This window comes from Isoptericola sp. NPDC056605 (assembly GCF_042792795.1).
GTDB lineage: Bacteria > Actinomycetota > Actinomycetes > Actinomycetales > Cellulomonadaceae > Isoptericola.
In genome coordinates, this window is the sequence record NZ_JBHTVT010000004.1 from 160,943 (window position 1) to 186,933 (window position 25,991).

The 25,991-nt window shown below is 74.0% G+C and carries 26 protein-coding genes; 12 read left to right on the plus strand and 14 right to left on the minus strand.

Annotated features, from left to right (window positions below; genetic code table 11):
* Positions 1 to 22: 22 nt before the first annotated feature.
* Positions 23 to 712 carry an HAD family hydrolase gene (locus ACFQ8Y_RS06295; protein WP_430584948.1) on the minus strand — a complete coding sequence of 230 codons (690 nt, stop codon included), beginning with the start codon at positions 710 to 712 and terminating at the stop codon, positions 23 to 25.
* A 61-nt stretch (positions 713 to 773) separates the two neighbouring features.
* Positions 774 to 2,660, minus strand: a complete 1,887-nt coding sequence (gene dxs / locus ACFQ8Y_RS06300) for a 1-deoxy-D-xylulose-5-phosphate synthase (protein ID WP_430551112.1) — start codon at positions 2,658 to 2,660, stop codon at positions 774 to 776.
* Positions 2,661 to 2,868: 208 nt separating this feature from the next.
* On the opposite strand from dxs, the gene ACFQ8Y_RS06305 reads away from it, so the two are divergent.
* The 5 genes from ACFQ8Y_RS06305 to ACFQ8Y_RS06325 are packed head-to-tail and all read left to right on the plus strand — an operon-like array spanning position 2,869 to position 7,293.
* Positions 2,869 to 4,317, plus strand: a complete 1,449-nt coding sequence (locus tag ACFQ8Y_RS06305) for a GuaB1 family IMP dehydrogenase-related protein (protein ID WP_430551111.1) — start codon at positions 2,869 to 2,871, stop codon at positions 4,315 to 4,317.
* A gap of 7 nt (positions 4,318 to 4,324) precedes the next feature.
* The gene (locus ACFQ8Y_RS06310) at positions 4,325 to 5,050 is read left to right on the plus strand and encodes an NUDIX hydrolase (protein WP_430584949.1); all 726 of its coding nucleotides are present in this window, start codon (positions 4,325 to 4,327) and stop codon (positions 5,048 to 5,050) included.
* A 36-nt stretch (positions 5,051 to 5,086) separates the two neighbouring features.
* Entirely contained in the window at positions 5,087 to 5,788 is a 702-nt protein-coding gene (locus tag ACFQ8Y_RS06315; protein ID WP_430584950.1) for a DUF4241 domain-containing protein, read from the plus strand.
* Between the two features lie 30 nt (positions 5,789 to 5,818).
* Positions 5,819 to 6,766 (plus strand): aminoglycoside phosphotransferase family protein, encoded by a 948-nt coding sequence (locus ACFQ8Y_RS06320; RefSeq protein ID WP_430562330.1) that lies wholly within the window; start codon positions 5,819 to 5,821, stop codon positions 6,764 to 6,766.
* Between the two features lie 59 nt (positions 6,767 to 6,825).
* A complete protein-coding gene (locus ACFQ8Y_RS06325) occupies positions 6,826 to 7,293 on the plus strand; it encodes a DUF1801 domain-containing protein (RefSeq protein ID WP_430562331.1) in 468 nt (155 codons plus the stop codon).
* 17 nt (positions 7,294 to 7,310) lie between these two features.
* Here ACFQ8Y_RS06325 and ACFQ8Y_RS06330 read toward each other — a convergent pair whose 3' ends face one another.
* The gene (locus ACFQ8Y_RS06330; RefSeq protein WP_430584951.1) at positions 7,311 to 8,000 is read right to left on the minus strand and encodes a TetR/AcrR family transcriptional regulator; all 690 of its coding nucleotides are present in this window, start codon (positions 7,998 to 8,000) and stop codon (positions 7,311 to 7,313) included.
* A gap of 83 nt (positions 8,001 to 8,083) precedes the next feature.
* Between ACFQ8Y_RS06330 and ACFQ8Y_RS06335 the strand changes: the two genes are divergently transcribed.
* Positions 8,084 to 8,953 carry an alpha/beta fold hydrolase gene (locus tag ACFQ8Y_RS06335; protein WP_430584952.1) on the plus strand — a complete coding sequence of 290 codons (870 nt, stop codon included), beginning with the start codon at positions 8,084 to 8,086 and terminating at the stop codon, positions 8,951 to 8,953.
* Between the two features lie 72 nt (positions 8,954 to 9,025).
* Here the strand turns inward: ACFQ8Y_RS06335 and ACFQ8Y_RS06340 are convergent, their stop codons facing one another.
* Positions 9,026 to 9,739, minus strand: coding sequence for a TetR/AcrR family transcriptional regulator (locus ACFQ8Y_RS06340; protein ID WP_430584953.1), 714 nt, complete (start codon positions 9,737 to 9,739; stop codon positions 9,026 to 9,028).
* Positions 9,740 to 9,884: 145 nt separating this feature from the next.
* Here ACFQ8Y_RS06340 and ACFQ8Y_RS06345 point away from each other — a divergent pair, with 145 nt between their 5' ends.
* Complete coding sequence (locus ACFQ8Y_RS06345; protein ID WP_430584954.1) at positions 9,885 to 10,643, plus strand: SDR family NAD(P)-dependent oxidoreductase; 759 nt, start codon at positions 9,885 to 9,887, stop codon at positions 10,641 to 10,643.
* A 166-nt stretch (positions 10,644 to 10,809) separates the two neighbouring features.
* Here the strand turns inward: ACFQ8Y_RS06345 and acnA are convergent, their stop codons facing one another.
* Positions 10,810 to 13,575, minus strand: coding sequence for an aconitate hydratase AcnA (gene acnA, locus ACFQ8Y_RS06350; RefSeq protein ID WP_430551102.1), 2,766 nt, complete (start codon positions 13,573 to 13,575; stop codon positions 10,810 to 10,812).
* A 254-nt stretch (positions 13,576 to 13,829) separates the two neighbouring features.
* Here acnA and ACFQ8Y_RS06355 point away from each other — a divergent pair, with 254 nt between their 5' ends.
* A complete protein-coding gene (locus ACFQ8Y_RS06355; protein WP_430584955.1) occupies positions 13,830 to 14,561 on the plus strand; it encodes a DUF5701 family protein in 732 nt (243 codons plus the stop codon).
* Between the two features lie 180 nt (positions 14,562 to 14,741).
* Positions 14,742 to 15,491, plus strand: a complete 750-nt coding sequence (locus ACFQ8Y_RS06360) for a hypothetical protein (RefSeq protein ID WP_430584956.1) — start codon at positions 14,742 to 14,744, stop codon at positions 15,489 to 15,491.
* Between the two features lie 54 nt (positions 15,492 to 15,545).
* Here the strand turns inward: ACFQ8Y_RS06360 and ACFQ8Y_RS06365 are convergent, their stop codons facing one another.
* Together ACFQ8Y_RS06365 and ACFQ8Y_RS06370 are read right to left on the minus strand one after the other, a co-directional pair.
* Positions 15,546 to 16,844 (minus strand): class I SAM-dependent RNA methyltransferase, encoded by a 1,299-nt coding sequence (locus tag ACFQ8Y_RS06365; protein ID WP_430551100.1) that lies wholly within the window; start codon positions 16,842 to 16,844, stop codon positions 15,546 to 15,548.
* Positions 16,845 to 16,908: 64 nt separating this feature from the next.
* Positions 16,909 to 18,903, minus strand: a complete 1,995-nt coding sequence (locus ACFQ8Y_RS06370) for an APC family permease (protein WP_430551099.1) — start codon at positions 18,901 to 18,903, stop codon at positions 16,909 to 16,911.
* A 115-nt stretch (positions 18,904 to 19,018) separates the two neighbouring features.
* On the opposite strand from ACFQ8Y_RS06370, the gene ACFQ8Y_RS06375 reads away from it, so the two are divergent.
* Entirely contained in the window at positions 19,019 to 19,669 is a 651-nt protein-coding gene (locus tag ACFQ8Y_RS06375) for a potassium channel family protein (RefSeq protein ID WP_430551268.1), read from the plus strand.
* A complete protein-coding gene (locus ACFQ8Y_RS06380) occupies positions 19,669 to 20,436 on the plus strand; it encodes a potassium channel family protein (RefSeq protein WP_430584957.1) in 768 nt (255 codons plus the stop codon). Before ACFQ8Y_RS06375 ends, ACFQ8Y_RS06380 begins: the two co-directional genes overlap by 1 nt.
* Here ACFQ8Y_RS06380 and ACFQ8Y_RS06385 read toward each other — a convergent pair.
* The 4 genes from ACFQ8Y_RS06385 to dut form a co-directional block, all read right to left on the minus strand.
* Positions 20,433 to 21,299, minus strand: a complete 867-nt coding sequence (locus ACFQ8Y_RS06385) for a DUF3159 domain-containing protein (protein ID WP_430584958.1) — start codon at positions 21,297 to 21,299, stop codon at positions 20,433 to 20,435. The genes ACFQ8Y_RS06380 and ACFQ8Y_RS06385 overlap by 4 nt on opposite strands.
* Positions 21,296 to 21,664: an OB-fold nucleic acid binding domain-containing protein gene (locus tag ACFQ8Y_RS06390; protein ID WP_429729800.1), complete on the minus strand. Its 369-nt coding sequence runs from the start codon at positions 21,662 to 21,664 to the stop codon at positions 21,296 to 21,298. Before ACFQ8Y_RS06390 ends, ACFQ8Y_RS06385 begins: the two co-directional genes overlap by 4 nt.
* A 46-nt stretch (positions 21,665 to 21,710) precedes the next feature.
* Positions 21,711 to 22,499, minus strand: coding sequence for a DUF3710 domain-containing protein (locus ACFQ8Y_RS06395; RefSeq protein ID WP_430584959.1), 789 nt, complete (start codon positions 22,497 to 22,499; stop codon positions 21,711 to 21,713).
* 106 nt (positions 22,500 to 22,605) lie between these two features.
* Complete coding sequence (dut, locus tag ACFQ8Y_RS06400; RefSeq protein WP_430551267.1) at positions 22,606 to 23,091, minus strand: dUTP diphosphatase; 486 nt, start codon at positions 23,089 to 23,091, stop codon at positions 22,606 to 22,608.
* Positions 23,092 to 23,208: 117 nt separating this feature from the next.
* Here dut and ACFQ8Y_RS06405 point away from each other — a divergent pair, with 117 nt between their 5' ends.
* Positions 23,209 to 23,679 carry a DUF3093 domain-containing protein gene (locus ACFQ8Y_RS06405; protein WP_430551095.1) on the plus strand — a complete coding sequence of 157 codons (471 nt, stop codon included), beginning with the start codon at positions 23,209 to 23,211 and terminating at the stop codon, positions 23,677 to 23,679.
* A 97-nt stretch (positions 23,680 to 23,776) separates the two neighbouring features.
* On the opposite strand, the gene ACFQ8Y_RS06410 is transcribed toward ACFQ8Y_RS06405, so the two are convergent.
* From ACFQ8Y_RS06410 to ACFQ8Y_RS06420, 3 genes are all read right to left on the minus strand, one after another.
* A complete protein-coding gene (locus ACFQ8Y_RS06410) occupies positions 23,777 to 24,076 on the minus strand; it encodes a DUF4193 domain-containing protein (RefSeq protein ID WP_429729811.1) in 300 nt (99 codons plus the stop codon).
* A 271-nt stretch (positions 24,077 to 24,347) separates the two neighbouring features.
* Entirely contained in the window at positions 24,348 to 25,187 is an 840-nt protein-coding gene (locus ACFQ8Y_RS06415) for an inositol monophosphatase family protein (RefSeq protein WP_430551266.1), read from the minus strand.
* 54 nt (positions 25,188 to 25,241) lie between these two features.
* Entirely contained in the window at positions 25,242 to 25,904 is a 663-nt protein-coding gene (locus ACFQ8Y_RS06420) for a trimeric intracellular cation channel family protein (protein WP_430551094.1), read from the minus strand.
* Positions 25,905 to 25,991 lie beyond the last annotated feature (87 nt).

The following is a 25,991-nucleotide window of genomic DNA, read 5'->3' on the forward strand; positions in this document are numbered from 1 at the left end:
ACGTCGCAGACACCCGTCGGCGTCAGCCCAGGACGGCGCCGGGCGGGGACGCGGACAGGGCCGCGGACATGTCGGCGGCCAGCGCGATAGCCTCGCGCGTCGTCGGCGCGACGACGTCGGGCCGGCCCGGGCCGTCCCACGACCGGCCGTGCGACACCCACGCCGTGCGGGTGCCGGCCGCGCGGCCGGCGGCGACGTCGGCGTGCGCGGCGTCGCCCACCATCCAGACCTGCCGCCGGTCGGCGTCCGCGGCACCGAGCCGCTCGAGTGCCACCTCGAGCAGCCGGGGGTCGGGCTTCGCGACGCCCTCCTCCTCCGAGACGACGATCGCGTCCACGTGGGCCTCCAGCCCGCAGCGCGCGATCTTGCCGCGCTGCTGCGCCGACGTCCCGTTGGTCACGACGGCCACCCGGTGCCCGGCGCGACGCAGCACGTCGAGGGTGACGAGGACGCCGTCGTAGACCCGGACGCCGTCGAGGATGCCGGCACGGAACCGCCGGATCGCGGCGGCGACGTCGTCGTCCCAGCCGAGTCGCGCGATCAGCACCCGCGCGAGCGCCTCCTTGGAGCCGTGCCCGCCCTCGTCGGCCGCGAGGATGGCGGCGAGGTCCGCGGGGCCGAGCGCGGCCCGGTCGACCTCGCCCGAGGCCCACGCCTCGAACGCCTCCGCGCGGCCCACCAGGGTGTTGTCGAGGTCGAGCAGCCAGATCATGACGGGAGGCTAGCTGCCGGGGCGCGGCCGCACCCGGTCGTCTCGCCGCGGCGGCCGGTCGTCAGTCCCGGGCGAGCACGGCGAGGGCGTCGCGCACGGCGTCCTCGGCCCGCATCCGCTGCTGGCCGATGATCTGGTCGCGGCTGGCGTGGTCGAGGAAGGCCACCGGGAGGCCGACGTGCACGAACGGGGTCCGCACGCCCTGCTCCCCGGCCCGCTGTGCGGTCGTCGCCCCGACGCCGCCGTCGACGACGCCGTCCTCGATCGTCAGCACGAGGTCGTGCTCGCCGGCGAGCTTCACGAGCGCCTCGGGTACCGGGAGCACCCAGGTGGGAGCCACGACGTCCACCGCGAGGCCGTGCGCGGCGAGGGACTCCCCCGCCGCGAGCGCCGTGCCCACCATGGAGCCGACGCCGACGACGAGGACCTTGCGCCCGTCCGCGCCCGGGGCCGCCGTGTGACGGGCGACCACGTCGACGCCGTCGAGCGACTCGAGGGCCGGGACGGGGTCGGAGAGGGCGCCCTTGGGGTACCGCACGACCGTCGCGGCGTCGTCCACGTCCACGGCGGCGCGCAGGGCCGCCCGCAGCGTGGGTTCGTCGCGGGGCGCCGCGAGCCGCAGCCCGGGGACGATGCGCAGCATCGCCATGTCCCACATGCCGTTGTGGCTCGCGCCGTCGTCGCCCGTGATGCCGGCCCGGTCCAGCACGAACGTCACGCCCGCCTTGTGCAGCGCCGCGTCCATGAGGACCTGGTCGAAGGCGCGGTTGAGGAAGGTGGCGTAGACGGCGACCACGGGGTGGAGGCCGGCGAACGCCATGCCCGCCGCCGAGGTCACGGCGTGCTGCTCGGCGATCCCGACGTCGAAGGTGCGGTCCGGGAACTCCTGCGCGAACGGCGCCAGCCCCACGGGGTGCAGCATCGCCGCGGTGATCCCGACGACGTCCGGCCGGTCGCGCCCGATCTTCACGATCTCGTCCGCGAAGACCTTGGTCCAGCCGAACCGCGACGGCGCGACGGGCAGGCCGGTCTCGGGGTGGATCTGCCCGACGGCGTGGAACCGGTCGGCGACGTCCTGCTCGGCCGGCGTGTAGCCCCGGCCCTTCTCGGTGATGGCGTGCACGATCACGGGGCCGCCGTACGCCTTGGCCCGGCGCAGCGCGTGCTCCATAGCCACGACGTCGTGCCCGTCGACCGGACCGACGTACTTCAGCCCGAGGTCCTCGAACATCCCCTGCGGCGCGACGACGTCCTTGAGGCCCTTCTTCAGCCCGTGCAGCCAGTCGTAGGCGAAGCGCCCGGGCGCGCCCGTGCGGTGCAGGGTGCGCTTGCCCCACGACAGGAAGGCCTCGTACCCGCGGGTGGTGCGGAGGGTGTCGAGGTGGTTCGCGACGCCGCCGATGGTCGGCGAGTACGAGCGTCCGTTGTCGTTGACGACGATCACGAGGCGGCGGTCCTGCGAGGCCGCGATGTTGTTCAGCGCCTCCCAGGCCATGCCGCCGGTGAGCGCGCCGTCGCCGATGACGGCGGCGACGTGCCGCTCGGGGTGCCCCTGCACGGCGTTCGCCTTGGCGACGCCGTCCGCCCACGACAGCGCCGTGGACGCGTGCGAGTTCTCGACGACGTCGTGCTCGGACTCGGCGCGCGAGGGGTAGCCGGACATGCCGCCCGCCTTGCGCAGCGCGGAGAAGTCCTGCCGGCCCGTGAGGAGCTTGTGCACGTACGCCTGGTGCCCCGTGTCGAAGACGAGGGTGTCCCGCGGCGACGCGAAGACGCGGTGCAGGGCGATCGTCAGCTCGACGACGCCCAGGTTCGGCCCCAGGTGCCCACCCGTCCGCGACACCTGGTCGACCAGGAAGGCCCGGATCTCCGCCGCGAGCTGCGTCGTCTGCTCCGGCGAGAGCCGGCGGACGTCCTCGGGCGAGCCGATGCTGCTCAGCAGGCTCATGCGTTCCTCCCCGTTCATAGCCACACCACTCTAGGCGGTCCCGCCCGGTGGTCCGGGACGTCCCACGGACCGCGCACCGCCACGTGCGGGCGCGGTAGAGGGTAGTTTCGTCCCTGGCCGACGGGAACACGTGACCGCCGGCGAGCGTTCGGCAGAGGGACGACCCAGGAAGCTCGTCCTCTCCCGACACATCTCCCAGGGGACACCTGTGCGCTTTCTCGACGGGCAGCAGCCCACCACCGACCTCACCTACGGCGACGTCTTCATGGTCCCGTCCCGCTCGGACGTGACCAGCCGCTTCGACGTCGACCTCGCGACCGACGACGGCACCGGCACCACGATCCCCGTGGTCGTGGCGAACATGACGGCCGTCGCGGGCCGCCGGATGTCGGAGACCGTCGCCCGCCGCGGCGGCATCGCGATCCTCCCGCAGGACATCCCGGTGGACGTCGTCGCCGACGTGGTGGCCGACGTGAAGTCCAAGGACCCGGTCATCGAGACGCCCGTCGTCGTCGCGCCCTCGGACACCGTCTCCACGGTGCTCACCCTGCTGGGCAAGCGCGCGCACGGCGCCGCCGTCGTGGTCCAGGACGGCAAGCCCGTCGGCGTCGTCACCGAGGGCGACTGCGCGGCCGTGGACCGGTTCGCGCAGGTGCACCAGGTGATGTCGGACGACGTCGTCGCGCTCGACGCCGTCCAGCTGGAGGCCGACGGCCTCGAGGCCACGTTCGAGCGGATGCACGCCGCCAAGATCCACCTCGCGCCCGTGGTGCGCGACGGCGCCCTCGCGGGCGTCCTGACGCGCAAGGGCGCCGTGCGCTCGTCGGTGTACCGGCCCGCCCTCGACGCCGCGGGCCGCCTGCGGGTCGGCGCGGCCGTGGGCATCAACGGCGACGTCGCCGCCAAGACGCGCGAGCTGCTCGACGCCGGCGTCGACGTGCTCGTCGTCGACACCGCGCACGGGCACCAGTCCAAGATGCTCCAGGCCCTGGAGGCCGTGCGCTCCGTCGACCCGCAGGTGCCGGTCGTCGCGGGCAACGTCGTCACGGCCGAGGGCGTGCGCGACCTCGTCGCCGCGGGCGCCGACATCCTCAAGGTGGGCGTGGGCCCGGGCGCCATGTGCACCACGCGCATGCAGACCGCCGTCGGCCGCCCCCAGTTCTCCGCCGTGCTGGAGTGCGCCGCCGCCGCGCGCGAGCTCGGCAAGCACGTGTGGGCCGACGGCGGGGTGCGGCACCCGCGCGACGTCGCCCTGGCCCTGGCGGCCGGCGCGTCGCAGGTCATGGTCGGCTCCTGGTTCGCCGGCACGTACGAGTCGCCCGGCGACCTGCACGACGACGGCACGGGCCGCCTGTACAAGGACTCGTTCGGCATGGCGTCGGCCCGCGCGGTCGCCGCCCGCACCGCCGGGGCGGGCTCGGCGTTCGGCCGGGCGCGCAAGGCGCTGTACGAGGAGGGCATCTCGACCGGGAAGATGTACCTCGACCCGCTGCGCCCGGGCGTCGAGGACCTGCTGGACGAGATCACCTCCGGCCTGCGCTCCAGCTGCACCTACGCCGGCGCGCGCACGCTCGGGGAGTTCCACGAGCGCGCGCTGGTGGGCGTCCAGTCCGCCGCCGGCTACGCCGAGGGCATGCCGGTCGCCACGAGCTGGTGAGCCGACCGTGAGCACGGGCACGACCGCCGCGACGGACCCCGGCGCGGGCGGGCACGCCGCCCGCGCGCAGCTCGCGGCGCTGGCGACGGACCGCCGGTTCCTCTCCGACTGGGGTCTCGCGCGGGGCGACCTCGACGCCGCCTCCGCCCGCCCCGCGGCCGTCCTCGTGCTCTTCGGGGTGCTGGACGACCTGGCCGCCGACCATGACGCGCAGGCCCTCGCCGTCGCCCACGACCTCGACGTCCTGCTCCTGGAGCGGGCGGCGACCCTGCGCTCGCACGCCGGGCAGGTCGCGTTCCCCGGCGGCCGGGCCGAGGACGGCGAGACGCCGGTCGAGGCGGCCCTGCGCGAGGCCGTCGAGGAGACGGGGCTCGACGCGGGCGGCGTCGAGGTGCTCGGCACCCTGGCGCAGCTGCCGATGCCGGTGAGCAACCACCTCGTCACGCCGGTGCTCGGCTGGTGGTCGCGGCCCACCCCCGTGCGCGTGGTGGACGTGGGGGAGTCCGCGCACGTGTTCCGCGCCCCGGTGGCCGACCTCCTGGACCCCGACCACCGCGTGACGACCGTGCTGCGGCGCGCCGGCCGCACCTGGCGCGGGCCGGGGTTCGAGGTGCTCGACGGCGCGGGCGTGCCGCACCTGGTGTGGGGCTTCACCGCGGGCATCCTCGACGCCGCGTTCGACCGCCTGGGGTGGACCGAGCCGTGGGACCGCGGCCGCGAGCGCGAGCTCTGACCTGCGGTGTCGGCGGGGGCCGCTAGCGTCCGCGCCATGGAACCCGGCTCCCCCTTCCTCGCCCTGCGCACGGGCCGCCCCGAGGGCACGCCCTACGACCTCGTCGTCCACGACCTCGGGGCGGTGCGCGTCCCGTCCGGCAGGCTCGAGGCCTCCGACCCGTACGTGACCCTGGGCGAGGGCCTGGAGGTCCCCGTGCCTGCCGGCACCTACCCCGTGCGCGTCACGGTCGCCGACGTCTCGCAGGAGCAGGACGGCAGCCACCTGCGCGAGGCCTATCTCTCGGTCGTCCTGGCCGACGCACCCGCCGCCGAGGTCAGGCCCTTCGTGCCCGAGGGGCGCAGCACGACGGACGAGGCGGGCGAGCCCCTGTGGTTCGGGGTGGGCGTCGACGCCGGCGCGGTGGGCTTCGCCGACGCGCGGGCCGTCCGGGTCGCGACGGCGGCGGTCGACGACTGGTACGAGGAGGTCGTCGACCACGGCGGCGCGGACTCCTGGTTCGCGCTGCAGGACTCCGCCGACCACCTCGTCGTCGGGGCCGCGAACGCGCCGCTCCCCCACGCCGGCGACGGCGAGAACGTCGTGCTCTCCCACTCGGGGTGGGGAGACGGCTTCTACCCGGTGGTCACCACCCACGACGCGGGCGGCGCGCTCACCGGGGTGCACATCGACCTCCAGGTCGTCGAGGCCGTGCCGTGGTGGGAGGCGGAGGGCGACGACGCCGCCCCGGGCGACTGACCTCGGGCGCGCGTCCGCGATGATGGTCCGATGCCTGCCGCCGAGATCGACGTCGACGTCCCCCTGACCCGCGCGCTGCTCGCCGAGCAGCACCCGGACCTGGCCGGTCGCCCGCTGGAGATCGTCGCGCACGGGTGGGACAACGTCATGGTCCGCCTCGGCGACGACCTGGCGGTGCGCCTGCCACGGCGCGCCCTCGCCGCGCCCCTCGTCGAGCACGAGCAGCGGGCGCTGCCCACGCTGGCCGACCGGCTGCGCGCCGCGGTGCCCGACGTCGTCGTGCCCGTGCCGGTGCGGGTCGGGCGACCGAGCGCGGCGCTCGGCTACCCGTGGTCCTGGAACGTGGTGCCGTGGGCGGACGGGGTGAGCGCGGAAGCGACGCCGGTGGCCGACCGCACCGCCTGGGCCGGGACGTTCGGCCGCCTCCTCGCGGCGGTCCACGCGCCCGCCCCGGACGACGCGCCGGCCAACCCGGTGCGCGGCGTCCCGCTGGCGGCACGTGCCGAGGCGCAGGACCCGCGGGCCCTCGACGATCGCCTCGCGGCCGTCCCCGCCGGCGGCCGCACCGCCGCCCGTCGTCTCTGGGACCACGCGCTCGGCGTCCCCGAGCACGCCGGGCCCGCGGTGTGGCTGCACGGCGACCCCCACCCCGCGAACCTGGTCGTCGGGCCGGGCGAGGACGGGCGAGGGGACCGGCTCGCCGCCGTCGTCGACTGGGGCGACGTGACGTCCGGCGATCCCGCCTCGGACCTCGGCTGCCTGTGGCTGTGCTTCGACGCCGAGGGCCGCGCCGCGTTCCGCGCCGTGGTGCAGGCGCACGCGAACGAGGGGCGGGGGTGGGACGACGCGACGTGGGCCCGGGCCGCGGGCTGGTCGCTGCTGTACGCGACGAACATGCTCGCCCATCCGGAGCTGCACCCCCGGCTGCTCCCGATCGGCCGGCACGGGCTCGCGGCGCTGCTCGACGAGGCGGCCTGAGGGCCCGGACGCGGCACGATCGGGCCGGACCCGGGCGGACGTGGGGCAGACTCGGGAGCATGGCCGCTGACCCCCAGAGGACCACCTGGACCGACGCCGACCCGCGCGCGTTCGTCGCCGCCGTGGCTCGCCCCGCGCGGCGGCGGGACGCCGAGACCCTGCTCGCCCTGATGGAGCGGGCCACCGGGCAGCCGCCGCGGATGTTCGGCACGTCGATCGTGGGCTTCGGCGAGTACCGGTACGCGTACGCGAGCGGCCGCACGGGTCACGCGGCCGCCGCCGGGTTCTCCCCGCGGGCGGCGGCGAGCGTCGTCTACCTCTCCGACGGCGTGGAGACGCACGCCGACGCGCTCGCCCGCCTCGGCACCCACACGACGGGGGTGGGATGCCTCTACCTCAAGGACCTCGCGCAGGTGGACCTCGGCGTCCTGGCGGAGATCGTCGCCGCGTCGTACGCCGCGCTCACGGCGGGGACGTACGGGCTGCGGGCGCGCGAGGGCGGCGACCCGACGTCGGCACCCCGCTGACCCTCCACCGGTAGCCGTCAGCCGGCGTCGAGGGCCGCCGGGTCGGCGCCACGGGCCTCGAGCGAGCCCCGCACGGCGGCGAGCGCACGGTCGTAGACGGCGTCGTCGCCGAGCAGCAGCGAACCGTCGTTGGCGGCGTTCAGCATCGCGGTGATCTCGAAGGCGAGCTGGTCGACGTCGGTGTCGGCGGCGAGCTCCCCGGCGCCCGCCGCGAGCTCGGCGTGCCGGCGCAGGTAGGACGTCCAGTCGCGGTGGGCCGTGACGACCGCGTCGCGCACCGCCCCCTCCTGCGTGTCGAACTCGACCTCCACCGTGCGGAAGAAGCACCCGCCGGCGAAGACCCGGCGGCGGGAGTAGTCCGACCACTGCCGCACGAGCGCCCACAACCGGGCGAGACCCGGCGCGGCCACGCGCGCGGGCTCGACGACAGCCTCGACGAACATGGTCCGGGCGTGCTCCACGGCGGCGAGCTGCAGCCCCTCCTTGCCCCCGAACAGGCCCGCGATCCCGCTCTTGTTGACCGGCAGCCGGGCGGCCAGCGAGCCGAGCGTGAGCGCCTCGAGGCCGCGGACGGACGCGTCCTGGACGGCGAGGTCGAGGACGGCGCGCCGCGACCGGTCCCCGCGCACGCGGCGGCCGTCGGCAGGCACGTCGCCGGAAGTGCTCGTCGGGGAGCCTGTCGCGGTGGTCGGCGTCTCGATGCTCACGAGATGAGTGTACGACCGTTCGTTCGGTGTTACTGTGCGAACGTTCGTACAGTTATCTTGCCCGCCCACACCTGGAGGCCGCCGTGCCCTACGTCCCCGCCCCCGTCAGCACCGGCCTGCGCGCGCTGTCCGCCGTCGCCCCACCGCTCGCGGTGCGGGTCGCCGCGCGCGCGTTCTGGCACGTCGGCCCACCGGCCGACGTCCGGCCGGCCGACCGTGCCGTGCACGAACGCGCCGAGCGCCGAGCCGTCGACGTCGGCGGCGAGCAGGTCGTCACGTACCGGTGGGGCGACCGCCGGGCGCCCGCCGTGCTGCTCGTCCACGGCTGGAAGAGCCGGGCCTCGCGGCTCGCGGGCCTCGTCACGCCCCTCGAGGCGGCCGGCCTGGGCGTCGTGTCGTTCGACGGCGTCGCCCACGGCGAGTCCACCGGCCGGCGCATGTCCGCCCTCGAGCACATGGCGGCGATCCGCGCCGTGCACGACGCCGAGGGGCCGTTCGCCGCCGTGGTCGGACACTCCCTCGGCGGCCTCGCCGCCGGTCTCGCCCTGGCCGACGGCCTGCCCGTCGACCGCTTCGTCTCGGTCGCGGCGATGACCGGCTTCGACGCCATCGCGGAGTCCTTCCTGCGCCTGGTGGGGATGCCCGCCGGGCTGCACGAGCGCCTCTGCGACCACGTCGAGCGCACCTTTCCCAGCGACGTGCGCGACGTCCGTTCCCGGATCGACCTCGTCGCGCACCCCGTCCCGGAGCACGTCGCGACGCTGTTCGTCCAGGACGACGACGACCGCATGTCGCTGCCCGGGGGCGCGCCGCTCCTGCACGCTGCGGTGCCGGGCAGCAGCCTCCTCACCACCCGCGGCCTCGGCCACACCCGGGTGCTCGACGACCCCGCCGTCGTGGCGGCCGTCGTCGCGCACGTCACGGCACCGCTGCCCCTGACCGTGAGACGGTGAACGGACGGGCCGCGCGGGCCGCGACGGACCCGGGAGCTGACCGCACCGGCGCAGCAATGGTGGTGGATCTGGTCACGACGACGCCGCCGCCGGCGATGCACCTCCCGGCGGGGTGGCGGCTGGGCGCGCAACGCCCGACGCCGGAGCGGCGGGTTCCCCCGGGCCACGGGGCGGGTCCATGCCGTCCCGAGGGTCGACCGCGGCGGGCAGGAGCTGGGTCGCCAGCGAATCGGCGGTGGCCGCCAGCGTCTCGACATCCGTCCCGGCGCGGCCCATGAACGTCAGGCCCTGCTGCGCGGCCAGCAGCGCCCGGGCGACGCCGACGGGGTCGACCGAGGCGCTCAGGTCACCTTCCACCTGAGCCCGTCGCACCCCCTCGGTCAGCGCCGCCGTGATCCCCTCGTAGGCTCGCCGCGCCTCCGCGGCGACGACAGGATCGGCGGAAGCCAGCTCGGTGGTGCTGTTGGCGAGCAGACACCCGCGCCGGGCAGCCCTGCCGGCGGGATCACCCACCGGCATCAGCACGAACGAGCGCAGCGCGTCCACCGCGCGCGGAGCGGAGTCGACCGTCCCACGCACCGCATGGTCGAGCGATGCCACGTACCGGCGCAGCACCCGGAGGAAGAGCTGGTGCTTGTCCCCGAAGGCGGCGTAGAGACTGCCCTTGCCCAGGCCGCTGACACGCATGAGGTCCTGGAGCGACGTCGCCGCGTAGCCCGCGTCCCAGAACTGGTCACGGACTGAGCACAGCACCGCGTCCTCGTCGAACTGCCGTGGCCTCGCCATCGGCCCACGGTACCAATTCTTGACCGCTCGGTCCACCATGGATATCGTGGACCGTGCGGTCCATAACTGGTTCGCACGCCATGCCACCGCCGACCGCCCGCTCCCTCCGGCGGTCCACACACCACATCGCAGAGGACGACTTCTCATGGGTCAGCTCACCGACAGGACAGCCCTGGTCACCGGCGCGAGCACAGGCATCGGGTTCGCCACGGCGGAACGCTTCGTCGCCGAGGGCGCGCGCGTCTACCTCACCGGACGCCGAAAGCAGGTGCTCGACGCCGCGGCGCACGCGCTGGGCGACAAGGCGATCGCGATCCAGAGCGACGTCTCCGACCTGGACGACCTCGACAGGCTGTTCGAACGGATCGCCGCGGACGGGGATCGCCTCGACATCCTCTTCGCGAACGCCGGCGGCGGCGAAGCGGGACAGCCCCTCGCCTCGCTCACGCCCGAGGCCTTCGACCACACTTTCGGCATCAACCTGCGTGGCACCGTCTTCACGGTCCAGAAGGCGCTCCCGCTGCTGAACGACGGCGGGAGCATCGTGCTCACCGGGTCCAGCTCGGCGCACCGCGGCACCGCCGGCTTCGGGGTCTACTCCGCCACCAAGGCGGCCATCAGGCAGTTCGGCCGGGTCTGGGCCGCCGAGCTCGCGCACCGCGGCCTGCGCGTCAACACGATGGTGCCCGGCCCCACCGACACGCCGGGGCTGCGCGGCCTCGCCGAGAACCCGGAGCAGGCGGGTGCGTTCCTCGACGAGCTGGCGAGCAGCACACCCCTGGGACGCGCCGCCGACCCGGCCGAGATCGCCAACGCCGTCCTCTTCCTGGCCTCGGACCAGTCCAGCTTCATCACGGGCAGCGAGCTGTTCGTGGACGGCGGTGAGGTCCAGGTCTACCCCTGACCAGCGCGGCGGAGCGTCGCGATCGGCGTCCTGGCGACGTTGCCTGCCCGCCGCCCCCTGAGCACGACGGCGCCCCGCCCCTCCGCGCAGGAGGGACGGGGCGCGGTCGTGGTGCGGCGCCGCTCGTCAGGCGACTCTCATGGCCGCCCGAGTCTGCGGTTCCGCCTCAGGCGACGAGCGAGCGCAGCACGTACTGCAGGATGCCGCCGTTGCGGTAGTAGTCCGCCTCACCGGGGGTGTCGATGCGCACCACGGCGTCGAACTCGACCGTCGAGCCGTCCGCCTTCGCGGCGGTGACCTTGACCGTCTCCGGGGTGGCGCCGTCGTTCAGCGCGGTGATGCCCGCGATGTCGAACGTCTCGGTGCCGTCCAGGCCGAGGGACTCGGCGTTCTCGCCGGCCGGGAACTGCAGCGGCAGCACGCCCATGCCGATGAGGTTGGAGCGGTGGATCCGCTCGAACGACTCGGTGATGACGGCCTTGACGCCCAGCAGCGCGGTGCCCTTGGCGGCCCAGTCGCGCGACGAGCCGGAGCCGTACTCCTTGCCGCCGAGCACGACCAGCGGGGTGCCCTGCGCCGCGTAGTCCTGCGCCGCGTCGTAGATGGTGTCCTGGGCGTTCTTCACGAAGTTGAACGTGAAGCCGCCCTCGACGCCGTCCAGCAGCTGGTTCTTGAGGCGGATGTTCGCGAACGTGCCGCGGATCATGACCTCGTGGTTGCCGCGGCGCGAGCCGTAGCTGTTGAAGTCCCGGCGGCCCACGCCGTGCTCGGCCAGGTACTTGCCGGCCGGGCTGTCCGCCTTGATGGAGCCGGCGGGCGAGATGTGGTCGGTCGTGACCGAGTCGCCCAGCTTCGCCAGCACGCGGGCGCCCGAGATGTCGGCGACCGGCGACGGCTCGGCGCCCATGCCCTCGAAGTACGGGGGCTTGCGCACGTAGGTGGACTCGCCGTCCCAGGAGAACGTGTCGCCCTCCGGGGTCTCCAGCGCGCGCCACCGGTCGTCGCCGGTGAACACGTCCGCGTAGTCCTTGGTGAACATGTCGCGGTCGATCGAGGCGTCGATCGTGGCCTGGACCTCCTCGGGGGAGGGCCAGATGTCGCGCAGGAAGACGGGGTCGCCGGCCTCGTCACGGCCCAGCGGGTCGGACTCGAAGTCGAACTCCATCGTGCCCGCGAGCGCGTAGGCGATGACCAGCGGCGGGGACGCCAGGTAGTTCATCTTCACGTCGGGGTTGATGCGGCCCTCGAAGTTGCGGTTGCCGGACAGCACCGAGACGACGGCGAGGTCGTGCTCGTTGACGGCCTCGGAGATCTTCTCGTCCAGCGGGCCGGAGTTGCCGATGCAGGTGGCGCAGCCGTAGCCGACCAGGTGGAAGCCGAGCTTCTCGAGGTAGGGCCAGAGGCCGGCCTTCTCGTAGTAGTTCGTCACGACCTGCGAGCCCGGAGCCATCGAGGTCTTGACCCACGGCTTGGACACGAGGCCCTTCTCGACGGCCTTCTTGGCCAGGAGCGCCGCGGCGAGCATGACCGACGGGTTCGACGTGTTGGTGCACGACGTGATGGACGCGATCGCGACGGCGCCGTGGAAGAGGTCGAACTCCTTGCCCTCGCTGTCCGTGACGGGCACGGTGCGGCGGCCGTTCGCGTGGATCGCGGGCGAGTCGGAGGCCGGGAACGACTCCTTCTCGGCCTCGTCGACGACGTCGGTGACCTCGGGCGCGTAGACCGGCAGGTCGCGGCCGAAGGCGGCCTTCGCGTGCGAGAGCTCGATGCGGTCCTGCGGGCGCTTCGGGCCGGCGATCGACGGCACGACGGTGCCGAGGTCCAGCTCGAGGTACTCGGAGAACTTCGGCTCCACGTAGGAGTCCGAGCTCGGGTCGAGCCACAGGCCCTGCTCCTTGGCGTACGCCTCGACGAGCGCGAGCTGCTCGTCGCTGCGGCCGGTGAGGCGCAGGTAGTCCAGGGTGACGTCGTCGATCGGGAAGATCGCGGCGGTCGAGCCGAACTCGGGGCTCATGTTGCCGATGGTGGCGCGGTTGGCCAGCGGCACCTGGGCGACGCCCGCGCCGTAGAACTCGACGAACTTCCCGACGACGCCGTGCTGGCGCAGCATCTGGGTGATCGTGAGCACGACGTCGGTCGCGGTCACGCCGGCGGGGATGGAGCCCGACAGCTTGAAGCCGACGACGCGCGGGATGAGCATCGACACGGGCTGGCCGAGCATGGCCGCCTCGGCCTCGATGCCGCCGACGCCCCAGCCCAGCACGCCGAGGCCGTTGACCATCGTGGTGTGCGAGTCGGTGCCGACGCAGGTGTCGGGGTAGGCGCGGAGCACGCTCTGCCCGTCGACCTCCACCTCGCGCGTCATGATCGTGCGCGCCAGGTACTCGATGTTGACCTGGTGCACGATGCCGGTGCCCGGGGGGACGACCTTGAAGTCGTCGAACGCCGTCTGGCCCCAGCGCAGGAACTGGTAGCGCTCGTGGTTGCGCTCGTACTCGAACTCGACGTTGCGGGCGAAGGCGTCCGCGCGGCCGGCGACGTCGATCTGCACGGAGTGGTCGATGACCATCTCGGCGGGCGCGAGCGGGTTGATCCGCTTCGGGTCGCCGCCGAGCTCCGCGACGGCCTCGCGCATCGTGGCGAGGTCGACGACGCAGGGCACGCCGGTGAAGTCCTGCATGATCACGCGGGCGGGCGTGAACTGGATCTCCGTGTCGGGCTGGGCGTCCGGGTCCCAGGCGGCGACGGCGCGCACGTGGTCGGCGGTGATGTTGGCGCCGTCCTCGGTGCGCAGGAGGTTCTCGGCGAGGATCTTCAGGGAGTACGGGAGGCGCTCGGCGCCCTCGACGGCGGAGAGGCGGAAGATCTCGTAGGCCTTCCCGCCGACCTCCAGCGTTCCCTTCGATCCGAACGTGTCCACGCTGCTCACTGCGGCTCCTTCTGCGGGGCTGGCCGGCGAGGGCACCGTGCGCGCGCTGCGGCGCGACGGTTCCGACGCCGTGGTTCTGGGGGCTCCGCCCAGCGTACGCCGGGCACCTGGTCAGCATAGCCCATATATCTTGACGTCAAGATATCTCGGCGTCAGGTCCCCCGTCCCGAGCGGGCCGAGAATTTCCGTACGCCGCACGGGAACAACGGTCGTGGCCAGCGCGTTGTGCAGCTGCCTCGACCGGAAGGACGCCCATGCCGTCGCGCACCCCCACGACCTCAGCCGCAGCCGCCGACCCCACGTCCGACGCCGGCACCGCCCGCGCGGACGCGCCGCCCGCCCTGCCGCCGCTCACGGCCCAGGCCGAGCTGCTCCTGGCGCGCGAGGTCGTGCCGCCGGAGACGCTCTCCCCCACCGCGCTGCGCGACGCCGCCGCGGCGCTGGAACGCACGGCACCGGCCGGGTCGCTCCTGGTGGTCCACCCGCGGGTGCTGCCGCCGTCCGCGCTCGCCGGGCACCTGCGGCGCACGACGACCGTCCGCGGCGGCGCCGTGGAGCGCGCGGGCTTCGTCGTCGTGGACATGACCGACGTCGACGACTTCGCCCCCGTGCCCGGCGTCGACGTGCCGGACGCCGACGTCTACGCCGTCACCGCTCCCGACCGGGGCGACGAGATGGCGAACTGGTCGCCCGAGGAGGCGGAGCCGGCGATCGCCGCTCGCGGCCGCAGCCCCCTCACCCTCGCCGAGGGCGTCCACTGGGTGCTCCAGTCCCCCGACGTGCTCGCGCGGAACCTGTGCTTCATGACGATCGGCTCCCGGCTGCGGCGACCGGACGGCACCTACGACGCGCGCACGCCCGCCGTCTGGATCTCGAACGGGACCGGCCGCGACGGGGCCGAGCGGCGCGGCGCCCCCAAGGTGGGCTGGTGCTGGTGGCGCAACCGGCACACGTGGCTCGGCTTCGCGTCGACAACCCGCGATTGATCGCCTGACTCCAACGACGGCAATCAACAAGCCTGCTTGTCCAATATCATCGCCAGATGCCCAAGCCCGATGCCTGTGCCGCTCGCAGACCTGGGATGAAGCCCGACGGGTCGAGCGAGTCAACCCTCGCAACCAGAATCATCCTGGCCCCCTGCGTGCAGAAATCTTAATATCGGGGCCATGAAGAAGATCTACGATCCTGAGTGGCTTGAACACCTTGCTGAGCAATTGGAGTTGCTCGACGCGTCATGCGATGGATGGGACCAGGGCCGGAACGGTGAAGCGAAGCGAATAGCCATTTCCGTTCGGATTCTAGTCCACGCGGGAACCGGCACTCCCCTGCTGAGTCATCTCGGCGTCTTGGACAACCTCCTCGTGCCTTCGTTCGTACTCCTGGGGCCGCCACCAAGTATGGGCATTTCGCCACCAGAGTCAGGCGCGCCTCTGGTGCACCAAGTGCGACCGGGTGTCGCCTCGATCGGATTCTTCGAGGATGGATCACCTCCGGCGTACTGGCCAGTCGCGCTCGGCGAAAAGAATCTCGGGAGTAAGCCCAGTCTCCCTGTGCCGGACTGGTGGAAGGAGGTCGTCATGTATGACGAGGATGGGGCTGAGGTCACGAGACGAAACCTCGCACTATGGGTCTCGAACAAGGATGGCGGAGCTCACCTCGACGCTAGGCTCCCCCCGACATACAGGGGCCTGAGCCGATCTGGAACCCTAGGCTTTCGAGACTCGTTCGGCGCCCCGTATACGGCCAACCCTATCCCAGCAGCCCTTCGCCACATTGGCGAAGAACTCAGGTTTGGAATTCGCCGCCACTTCAGCCCATATCTCGGACATCTCGCAAAGACTCCAGTCCCCAAGATCACCCGCCCGATTCCGGACCTGCAGATCGGCGGACTCGAGTTCGGACTACGGTCTAGTTGAACCGAGAATTCTTCGAGCGTTCCCGAGAACTGAATAACCCCAACCGTTCCCAGCTCAGCGGTCGAGGACGGCGACGGCCTCCACGTGGTGGGTCATCGGGAACAGGTCGAAGGCCCGCAGCCCGGTGAGCCCGTACCCGTGCCCGGCGAGGTACGCGATGTCGCGCGCGAGGGCGGCCGGGTCGCACGCGACGTAGACGACGCGGCGCGCGCCGCGGCCGGCGATCGCGTCGACGACGGACCGGCCGGCACCGGCGCGCGGCGGGTCCAGCACGACGATGTCGGCGGCGCCCACGTCCGCCCCGGTCGCGTCGCCGTCGGCGAGCACCCTGTCCACCGCGCCGAGGTGCAGCTCGACCTGCGGCAGGTCGTGGGCGTTGCGGCGTGCGTCCTTCACGGCGCGGGCGTCGCCCTCGACCGCGACGACGCGGCCGGAGCCCCCGACGGCCGCGGCGAGCGGCACCGTGAACAGGCCGGCGCCGGAGTACAGGTCGAGCACCGTCGCCCCGTCCGCGTCGCCCACCGCGTCGAGCACGGCGCCGGTGAGCAGGTCCGGTGCCGAGCGGTGCACCTGCCAGAAGCCGTCGGCGGCCACGCGGTAGCGGTGCTCCGCGCCGCCCGCACGCACGGTCTCGGTGACCGACCGACGGGCGTTGGGGCGGGTGTCCCCGCGGCCCCGACGCCACGGCACCTCGTCGACCAGGAGGAGGGCGTCCGCGCCGTCCGCCGGTGCCACGAGCTCGAGGCGGGCGCCAGGACGCCAGCGACGGGTCCACACCTCCTCGGCGTCCGCGAGCGCCGCGACCGCGTCCGTGGCCAGCGGCATCCCGTCGAGGGGCACCACGTCGTGCGAACGGAAGCGCCGCATCCCGGCCCGCCCGTCGGCGTCGGCCACGAGGTCGACGCGGGTGCGGTAGCCGAGCCCGCCGCGCTCGTCGTCGCCGGGCGCCGCCTCCACCTCGACCTCGCGCTCGAGCTTCGCGAGCCGCTGCAGCTGCTCGGCGAGGACGGCGGCCTTCCAGCGGCGCTGCGCGGGCAGCGCCACGTGGGCGAGCTCGCCGCCGCCCACCCCGCCCGGGCCGGCCTCGGGCCAGGCGGACGGGACCCGGTCGGCCGACGCCTCGAGGACCTCGACCGCGTCGGCGCGCCAGAAGCGGCTGCCGGTCTCGGTCACCCGCGCCCGGACCCGCTCCCCGGGCAGGGTGTGGCGCACGAAGACGACGCGGCCGTCGAGCCGCGCGACGCAGTGCCCGCCGTGCGCGACGGGGCCGATCTCGAGCTCGACCTCCCGCCCGACCTCCGGGTCCGGGGTGGTGGGTCGAGGGCGCGGCGCGGAACGGCGAGGTCGGGGCATGGGCACCATTCTCCCCCGCGCCCGGTGCGGGTCGGAACGCGGCGAGGACCGCGTCCGGACCGCGTCAGAACCGGGGGCCGCGCGGCGAGGTGCCCTCGAGGCCGGTCTGGCCGGCCGACGACGAGAGCTGCCACGGCACGGACGCCACCACGACACCGGGCGTGAACAGCAGCCGCCCCTTGAGGCGCAGGGCCGACTGGTTGTGCAGCAGCTGCTCCCACCAGTGCCCGACGACGTACTCGGGGATGTACACGACGACGAGGTCGCGGGGCGAGTCGCGGCGCACGGAGCGCACGTACTTCAGCACGGGCCGCGTGATCTCGCGGAAGGGCGAGTCGAGGACGCGCAGCGGCACCGGCAGGTCCAGCGCCTCCCACCGCGCGCGCAGGTCAGCGATCTCCTCCGCGTCGACGCCGACGGTCACGGCCTCGAGCACCGACGGCCGCGACGCCCGCGCGTACGCCACGGCGCGCATGGTCGGCTTGTGGATCTTCGAGACCAGCACGATGGCGTGCACGCGGCTGGGCAGGGCGCGGGCGCCCGCGACGTCGTCGAGCTCGAGCTCGGTGCGCACCCGGGCGTAGTGGGCGCGGATCGCCTTCATGAGCGCGAAGAGCACGCCCATCGCCAGCAGGGTGATCCATGCGCCGTGCGTGAACTTCGTCGCCAGCACGATGACGAGCACCGTGGCCGTCATCACGAAACCGACGCCGTTGACGACCCGGGAGCGCTGCATGCGGGCGCGCTCGGCGGGGTCGGGCTCCTTGCGCAGCGCGCGGGTCCAGTGCCGGAGCATGCCGAGCTGCGAGAGCGTGAACGACACGAACACGCCCACGATGTAGAGCTGGATGAGGCGGGTGACCTGCGCGTCGAACGCGACGATGAGCACGATCGCGGCCACGGCGAGCGTGATGATCCCGTTGGAGAACGCGAGCCGGTCGCCGCGCGTGTGCAGCTGGCGCGGCAGGAAGCCGTCCTTGGCGAGGATCGAGCCGAGCACCGGGAAGCCGTTGAAGGCGGTGTTCGCCGCGAGCACGAGGATCAGCCCGGTGACGATCGAGATCGCCACGAACGCGGGCGTGAACCCCTGGAACACGGCCTCCGCGAGCTGGCTGAGCACGGGGTGCTGGTTGTAGTCCTCCGGCAGCGGCTGCCCGCCCACGGTGAGCTGGTCGTGCGCGTCCTCGACGTACTTCACGCCCGTGGCCTGCGCGAGCAGCAGGATGGAGATCATCATCGTGGCCGAGATGCCGCCCAGCAGGGCCAGGGTGGTGGCCGCGTTGCGCGACTTGGGCTTGCGGAACGCCGGGACGCCGTTGCTGATCGCCTCCACACCGGTGAGGGCGGCACAGCCCGAGGCGAAGGCCCGGGCCAGGAGGAACGCCCCCGCCAGGCCGGTGAGCCCCTGGTCGAAGCCCGCCTCGGGCGTCATCTCGAACCCGGCGCTCTCCGCCAGCGGCAGGTCGCCGGCGAAGAACCGGATCGCCCCCACCACGGCGAGGAGGCCCACGAGGGCCATGAAGCAGTAGGTCGGGATCGCGAACACCGTGCCCGACTCGCGCACGCCCCGGAGGTTCATCACCGTGAGGATCACGACGACCACCACGGCGAACAGCGCCTCGTGCCCCCGCAGGAACGGCAGGGCCGACGCCGCGTACTGCGCCCCCGAGGAGATCGACACCGCCACCGTGAGGACGTAGTCGACGAGCAGGGCGGAGGCGACGCCGATGCCGGCCGACGGCCCGAGGTTCGTCGTCGCGACCTCGTAGTCGCCGCCGCCCGAGGGGTAGGCCCGCACGTTCTGGCGGTACGACGACACCACCACGAGCAGCACGACGACGACGCCGAGGCCCACCCACGGGGAGATCGTCGTCGCGGCGATGCCGGCGACGGCCAGGGTCAGGAGGATCTCGTCCGGCGCGTACGCGACCGACGACAGCGCGTCCGACGCGAAGACCGGCAGCGCGATGCGCTTGGGCAGCAGGGTGTGCCCCAGGTTCTCGCTGCGCACGGGGCGCCCGATGAGGAGCCGTTTGGCAGCGTCCGCGATGTCCGACACGTCGAGCAATGCTATGCCCGGCACGCCCCGCGGGCGCGCGCGTCCCGTCGCGGCGTCCGTGGCGATGTCGAGGGGCCCCGCGAGGTATAGCGTTTCGCCCGTGCACTTCGTGATCATGGGCTGCGGCCGCGTCGGTTCGACGCTCGCGCAGACGATCGAGTCCCGCGGCCACTCCGTGGCCGTCGTCGACCAGAACCCCGACGCGTTCCGCCGTCTCCCGGCCGGGTTCTCCGGGCAGAAGGTGACGGGCGTCGGCTTCGACCGGGACACGCTCGTCCAGGCCGGTATCGAGGACACGTACGCCTTCGCCGCCGTGTCCGACGGCGACAACTCCAACGTGCTCGCCGCGCGGGTCGCGCGAGAGACGTACGGCGTCGAGAACGTCGTGGCCCGCATCTACGACCCCCAGCGCGCGGAGATCTACCAGCGCCTCGGGATCCCGACGGTCGCGACCGTGCGCTGGACGGCCGACCAGGTGCTGCGCCGCATGCTCCCGCTCGGCGCCACCGACGAGTACCGCGACCCGTCCGGGCAGGTGCGCCTCGCGCAGATCGACTACCACCCCGGCTGGGCCGGCCTGACGGTGCACCGCATCGAGGAGGCCACCGGCGCGCGCGTCGCCTTCCTGTCGCGCTACACCGACGGCATCCTGCCGACGCCCGGCTCCGTGCTGCAGGAGAACGACGTGCTGCACGTCCTCATGCGCGCCGACGACGCGGCCGCCGTCGAGCGGGTCCTCACCCACGAGCCGCGGCGGGAGAGCTGATGCGCGTCGTCGTCGCCGGGGCCGGGTCGGTCGGCCGGTCCATCGCCCGGGAGCTCCTCTCGCACGACCACGACGTCGTGCTCATCGACAAGAACCCCGCCGCGATGCGGGTGGCGCAGGTGCCCGAGGCCGACTGGCTCCTCGCCGACGCCTGCGAGCTGTCCTCGCTGGAGGCCGCCGACGTCACGAGCGCTGACGTCGTCGTCGGCGCCACCGGCGACGACAAGGCCAACCTCGTCTTCTCGCTGCTGTGCAAGACCGAGTTCGGGGTGCCCCGCACCGTGGCACGGGTCAACAACCCGAAGAACGAGTGGATGTTCGACGGCTCCTGGGGCGTCGACGTCGCCGTGTCGACCCCGCGGATCATGACCGCGATGGTCGAGGAGGCCGTGGCCGTCGGGGACCTGGTGCGGATCTTCACCTTCCACCAGTCCGGCGCGGACATCGTCGAGGTGACCCTGCCGGACGACTCGCCGCTCGTGGGGGCCCGCGTCGGCTCCGTCGTCTGGCCGACGGACACCGTGCTGGCGTGCATCGTGCGCGGCGCGCAGCCGCTGGCGCCGACCGTGGACGACACGCTCGAGACCGGCGACGAGCTGGTCCTCGTGATGGGCAGCCAGGCCGACGAGGAGTCCCTCCAGCACCTGCTCGCCCACGGCGGGCCGGCCGTCCCCGCCGTCGCGGCGGGCGACCCGCTCGTGGCGCCCGAGCTCGCCGTGCCGGACGGCGCCGACGACAAGCTCGACGGGTCCGAGGACGGCCGCTAGCCCTCCCGCGTGGCGGCCGGCCCGGCCGGCTGCGCCGCGGGGCGCCCGGCGTGCGCGCCGCGCACGACGACCCAGGTGAGCCAGAGGACCAGGCCCCACAGCGGGACGCCCAGCACCAGGTGGGCCGTGCCCAGCCAGCCGACGCTGTCGGCGAAGTACAGCGGCACCTTGACCGCCAGGCGCACCGCGAACAGCCCCGCCCAGAACCAGGTGGCGAGGGTGTAGCGCCGCACGAGCTCCGGGTCCCTGCGCCAGGCGACCAGCGCGGCCAGAGGGTTCGCGGCGTCGGCGCCGGGCGTGGTGGCCTCGGCGCCCCCGGCCCGGGCCCGCTCGTCGTCGTGGCGGGCGCGCTCGCCGGCGACGTCGGCGAACCCACCACGCACCGCCTCGACCACGAGGCCGACCACGGGCCAGCGCACCGCCAGCGACACGAGGATGGCCGCGAGGTACGCGGCGTTGGTCCACAGCCCCCACACGTAGAAGTTCTGGGCCTCGCCGGACCTCCAGGCCCAGAACACGCCCACGCCGATGCCGAGCAGGCCGCCGAGCGCCTGCGTGATCGGCGTGCGCTGCGCGAGGCGGGCCACGACGGCGACGAGCGCCGCGCCGACGGAGGCGACCAGCGCCCACGTCAGGGCGGCGCGCTCGTCGCCGCCCATCGACGCGACGACGTAGATGACCACGAAGAGCAGCCCGGGCAGCACGGCCTCGACCACGCCGCGCACGCCACCGACCGCCTGCCCGAACGAGAACTCCTCGCCCGTGACCGCCCGCACCCCGCGTCCGTCGGCGGTGGGGGCCGTGGGGCGACCCGGGTCGGTGGGACCGGTCGGCTTCCCCGCCGCGGGGTACCCGTCGCTCACTCGCCGGCCCGCGCGCGCAGCTCGTACCGGGGGTTGAACATCGTGCGCCGCCCGTCGATGTCGCACACCAGTCCCTCGACGCGGATGCGGCGGCCCGGGTCGATGCCCGCGATGGCCCGGCGCCCGAGCCACACGAGGTCGAGGGAGCCGGAGCCGTCGTACAGCTCGGCCTCCACGGTCGGCACCCCCTCGCGGGGGCGCAGCACGACCGAGCGGAGCACGCCGGCCGCGCTCGCCCGACGGCGGTCACCCAGGTCGGCGACCGGCGTGCAGCCGCGGTGGGCCGCGGCCTCGTGGCGTTCCTCGTCGGCGGCGACCTCGTCGGCCGAGGCCAGCGCGTGCCGGACGGCGGTTCGCAGGGACATCAACAGCTCCAGGCTGGTGGACGGGCCGGCCTCGCGGCCGGGTCGCTCACCGGATCTCGGTGATCTCCGGCCCGCGGGTCAGCGGGTCGAACGACGGTGTCTGCGGCGCGGCGCCCTCGGGCCCCGCGGTGGTGTCCTCGCCCGGCGCGTCGCCCTGGCGCGCACTCTTGGGCAGCGTCAGCGTGAGCAGGTCGCGCGGCGGGCGGGGGTTGCCGTCCCGCACCACGACGACGTTCGCGAACACGGACTCGAGCTGCTTCGCGGCCTCGGGGTCCACCGCGGCACGCCCCGACAGCACGCCGCGCAGGAACCAGCGCGGCCCGTCCACGCCCACGAAGCGGGCGGGACGCACGGCAGGCTTGCCGTCGGGTCCGGTGGCCGGGATGCGCGCGATGAGCTCGCGCCCGAACGTGCCGGGCACGTCGTCGACCGTGCCGCCCTGGCGCGTGATGGACGACCCGATCTCGGCGCGCACCTCGTCCCAGATGCCCGCCGTGCGGGGGGCCGCGAACGCCTGGACCTGCAGGCCGGAGCCGTTGAGGGTCGCGGACACCCCGGTGACCTTCTGGGTCTTCTTGTCGACCTCCATGCGCAGCTCCAGGCCGGGCAGGACGGGCAGCCAGACGGCGCCGAGGTCCACGCGGGGCCCCATGCCCGTCACCTGGGTCGAGTCGAACGGGCCGCGCTCGGGACGCTCCGCCGCGCCCTCGTCGGTGCCGGGGCCGTCGCCGGAGCCCGTGCCGTCGCCGGTGGCGGGCGCCGCGGCCTCCGCGGTCGCGGGCTCGCGGGCCTCGTCGGTCCCCTTCTTCGACGCGTTGCGCCGGAACAGCCCCACGGAGGATCTCCTTCTCGTCGTCCTGCTCGCCCGGCGGCCGGACGAGCCCTACCCAACTCCCACAGTAGACCGGTTCGCGCGCGCCTCCGGTCCGTGCCCGGGGTCGTCAGCCGCCGGCGAAACCGCCGCTCGAGCCGAACCCGCCCTCGCCGCGGTGCGAACCCGGCAGCGTCGTCGCCACGAGGAAGCGGGCGTGCTCCACCCGCTGCACCACGAGCTGCGCCACCCGGTCGCCGCGGCGCAGCCGCACCGGCTCGGCGACGTCGGTGTTGAGGAGCACCACCTTGATCTCCCCGCGGTACCCCGCGTCGATGGTGCCGGGCGCGTTCACCACGGTCACCCCGTGCTTCGCGGCGAGGCCGGAGCGCGGGTGCACGAACGCCGCGTACCCCTCGGGCAGCGCGATCGCCACCCCGGTGGGCACGACGACCCGGCCCTGCGGAGGGATCTCGACGTCGACCGTGGTCACGAGGTCCGCGCCCGCGTCGCCCGGGTGCGCGTACGCGGGGGTGGGCACGTCGTCGAGCAGCGTGACGAGGACGTCGACGGTGCTCGGGTCTGGGCCCGGCTCGGTGCTCGGCTCGGTGCTCACATGGCTGGCGGTGTCAGGCACCCGGGAAGCGTAGCCGACCGGCGGGCGGCGCACCGGCGTCCTCCGCGCCGTCCGGACCGGGACGGAACCGCGGCGCGGTGCTGGGATGATGGGCCCATGAGCGAGCACGCGGCCCACCCGCCCACCGTCACCGGCCCGGCCTTCCGGGAGCGGCTGACCCCCGGACCGGCGGCCTGGTGCGGCGCCGTCGGGCTGGGCGTGATCGTCGGGGTGACCCTCTGGCCGCTGGCGCACGCGGTCGCGGCGGTCGTCGGGGTGCTCGCTGCGGCCGCGACCCTCGCGGCCCTCGTCGCGACCGCGCCCGTCATCGAGGTCGCGGACGGGCGGCTGCGCGCCGGCAAGGCCCAGATCGCCCTCGACCTCCTCGGCGAGGTGACCACGATGGACGACGCCGAGGCGATGCGCACCGCCCTCGGTCCGGCGCTCGACGCCCGCGCGTTCGTCTGCCTGCGCGCGTGGGCACGCACCGGCCTGCGCGTGGACCTCGAGGACCCGCTCGACCCCACGCCGTACTGGCTGCTGTCGACCCGGCGGCCGCAGGAGCTGGCCGCCGCGCTCGCGCGCTGAGCCCCGACGCACGCCGTCGCGCCGGGAACGACGAAGGCCGTCACGTCCTCGACGTGACGGCCCGTGTCGTCCGTGGTGCTGGCGCCCCGACCTTCGGTCAGGCGGCGCACTCCGTGCAGATCATCTGACCGTTCTTCTCGTAGGCCAGCTGGCTGCGGTGGTGGACGAGGAAACAGCTCGTGCAGGTGAACTCGTCGGCCTGGCGGGGCAGGACGCGGACCGCGAGCTCCTCGCCGGACAGGTCGGCGCCAGGAAGCTCGAAGCCTTCCGCGGCCTCCGTCTCGTCCTCGTCGACGACACCCGACGACTTGTCGGAACGACGCGCCTGGAGCTCCTGGATCGAGTCCTGCTCCACGTCCTCGTCGTTCTTGCGGGGGGCGTCGTAGTCGGTTGCCATCTGTGTGGTCACGCTCCGTGGTGTCGGGATCGGTACGCGCTGATAATGCTCGGTGACCGGGTTTTGTTCCCGGTCGGCCCACGGATTGTGCACCATTTCGGGCGGCCGCGCGACACCACGAGCTGTTCCTCGTGTCACAGCGCGACGATCGGCCGCTGACCTGCACCGACGCACCCGCACGGCGCGGTGTTCGCCCTCGGCGAGACCGGCGGGCTGACGAAGTTTTTCACCCCGGCGCGCGGGCGTGGAACGACCGAACCCGGTCAGCCCCTCAGCCGCGCGCGACGTCCTCCGGACGGTCGGCGTCGGCGTGCTCGAGCCACCGGACGAGCTCCGTCACGACCGGGGTCGCTCCCGCGACCGTCATGGCGCTGCCCGGGCCCCGCCCGCGCAGCCCGCCGACCCAGGCCCCGGCCTCTGCGGCCACGAGAGCGCCGGCCGCCAGGTCCCACGGGTTGAGCCCGCGCTCGTAGTAGAGGTCGAGCGCGCCCTCCGCGAGCAGGCACAGGTCGATCGCCGCGGACCCGATCCGCCGGATGTCGCGCACCCGGGGCAGGACGTCGACGAGGACCTCGGCCTGGCGCGCCCGCCGCTCGGGCGCATAGCCGAAGCCCGTGCCCACCAGCGACCGGGAGAGGGCGTCCGGCCGGCTCACGCGCAGGGCGCGCCCGTCGCGCTCGGCCCCACCGCCGCGCGCCGCCGTCCAGGTGCGCCCGTCGACCACCGAGTGCACGCAGCCCGCGAGCGCCGTCCACCGCTCCGGGTCGGCGGGCCCGGCCACGACCGCCACCGAGACCGCGTAGGACGCGACGCCGTACAGGTAGTTGACCGTGCCGTCGATCGGGTCGAGCACCCACGTGAGCCCGGAGGTGCCGGGGACGTCGTCGCCCTCCTCGCCGAGGATCGCGTCGTCCGGCCGCTCCTCGGCGAGCCGGCGCCGCAGCAGCGCCTCGACCGCCCGGTCCATGTCCGTCACCGGGTCGACGTCGGAGGACTTGGTCGCGGCGACCTCGACCCGCTCCGGGCGTCCGTCGCGCACCAGGGCTCCGGCCTCGAGCGCGAGGCTGCGGGCCAGCGCCCGCAGCGCCTCGACGTCGACACCGATCTCGATGCCGGTGTCGCGTCCGTCGGTCTGGTCCCCGGTCGCCGCTCGTTCGTCCACGGCCTACATCTTGCCCGACCGTCGCCCCCACCGGGCGGTCCAGCCGGGGCCCGGGTGCGGCACGGTCCACCCGCGCGCGAGCGACGCGATGCGGAACCCGAAGACGAGGGCCACCACCCCGAGCGCGGTCCACAGCTGCAGCACGTCCTCGTGCCAGAGCAGCGCGGTGAGGCCGGCGCCCACGAGCGCGGGCACGGCGTAGAGCTGCCGGTCGGCGAAGACGAGCGGCACCTCGCCCACGAGGACGTCCCGCAGGATCCCCCCGCCCACGGCGGTGAGGACCCCGACCACCACGGAGGCGAGCACGCCCGCACCGAGGTCGAGCGACTTCGTCGTGCCCTGGAGCACGAACAGCGACAGCGCGGCGGCGTCGAGCACCAGGATGGAGCGCCGCATCCGCTCCAGCCCCGGGTGGAAGAAGAAGATGATGACGCCCGCGGCGAGCGCGGCCAGCACGAGCCGCCAGCTCGAGATGCCGACCGGCGGCGTGTCGCCGATCAGGACGTCGCGCAGGATCCCGCCCCCGAGCCCGGTCACCCACGCGAGCACGAGGACGCCGAACGCGTCGAACCGTTTGCGCACGGCGGCGAGCCCTCCCGAGACCGCCGCGACGAAGACGGCGACGAGCTCCAGGTAGGAGACCGGGCCGGAGGTGAACGCGTCCACGGGACGTCATCCTCCCAGGCCCTCCCGCCCGGGGCGCGCCAATCGACGGCACACCGACGCGCCTGCGCGGCACCGCCCCGCGCCGGT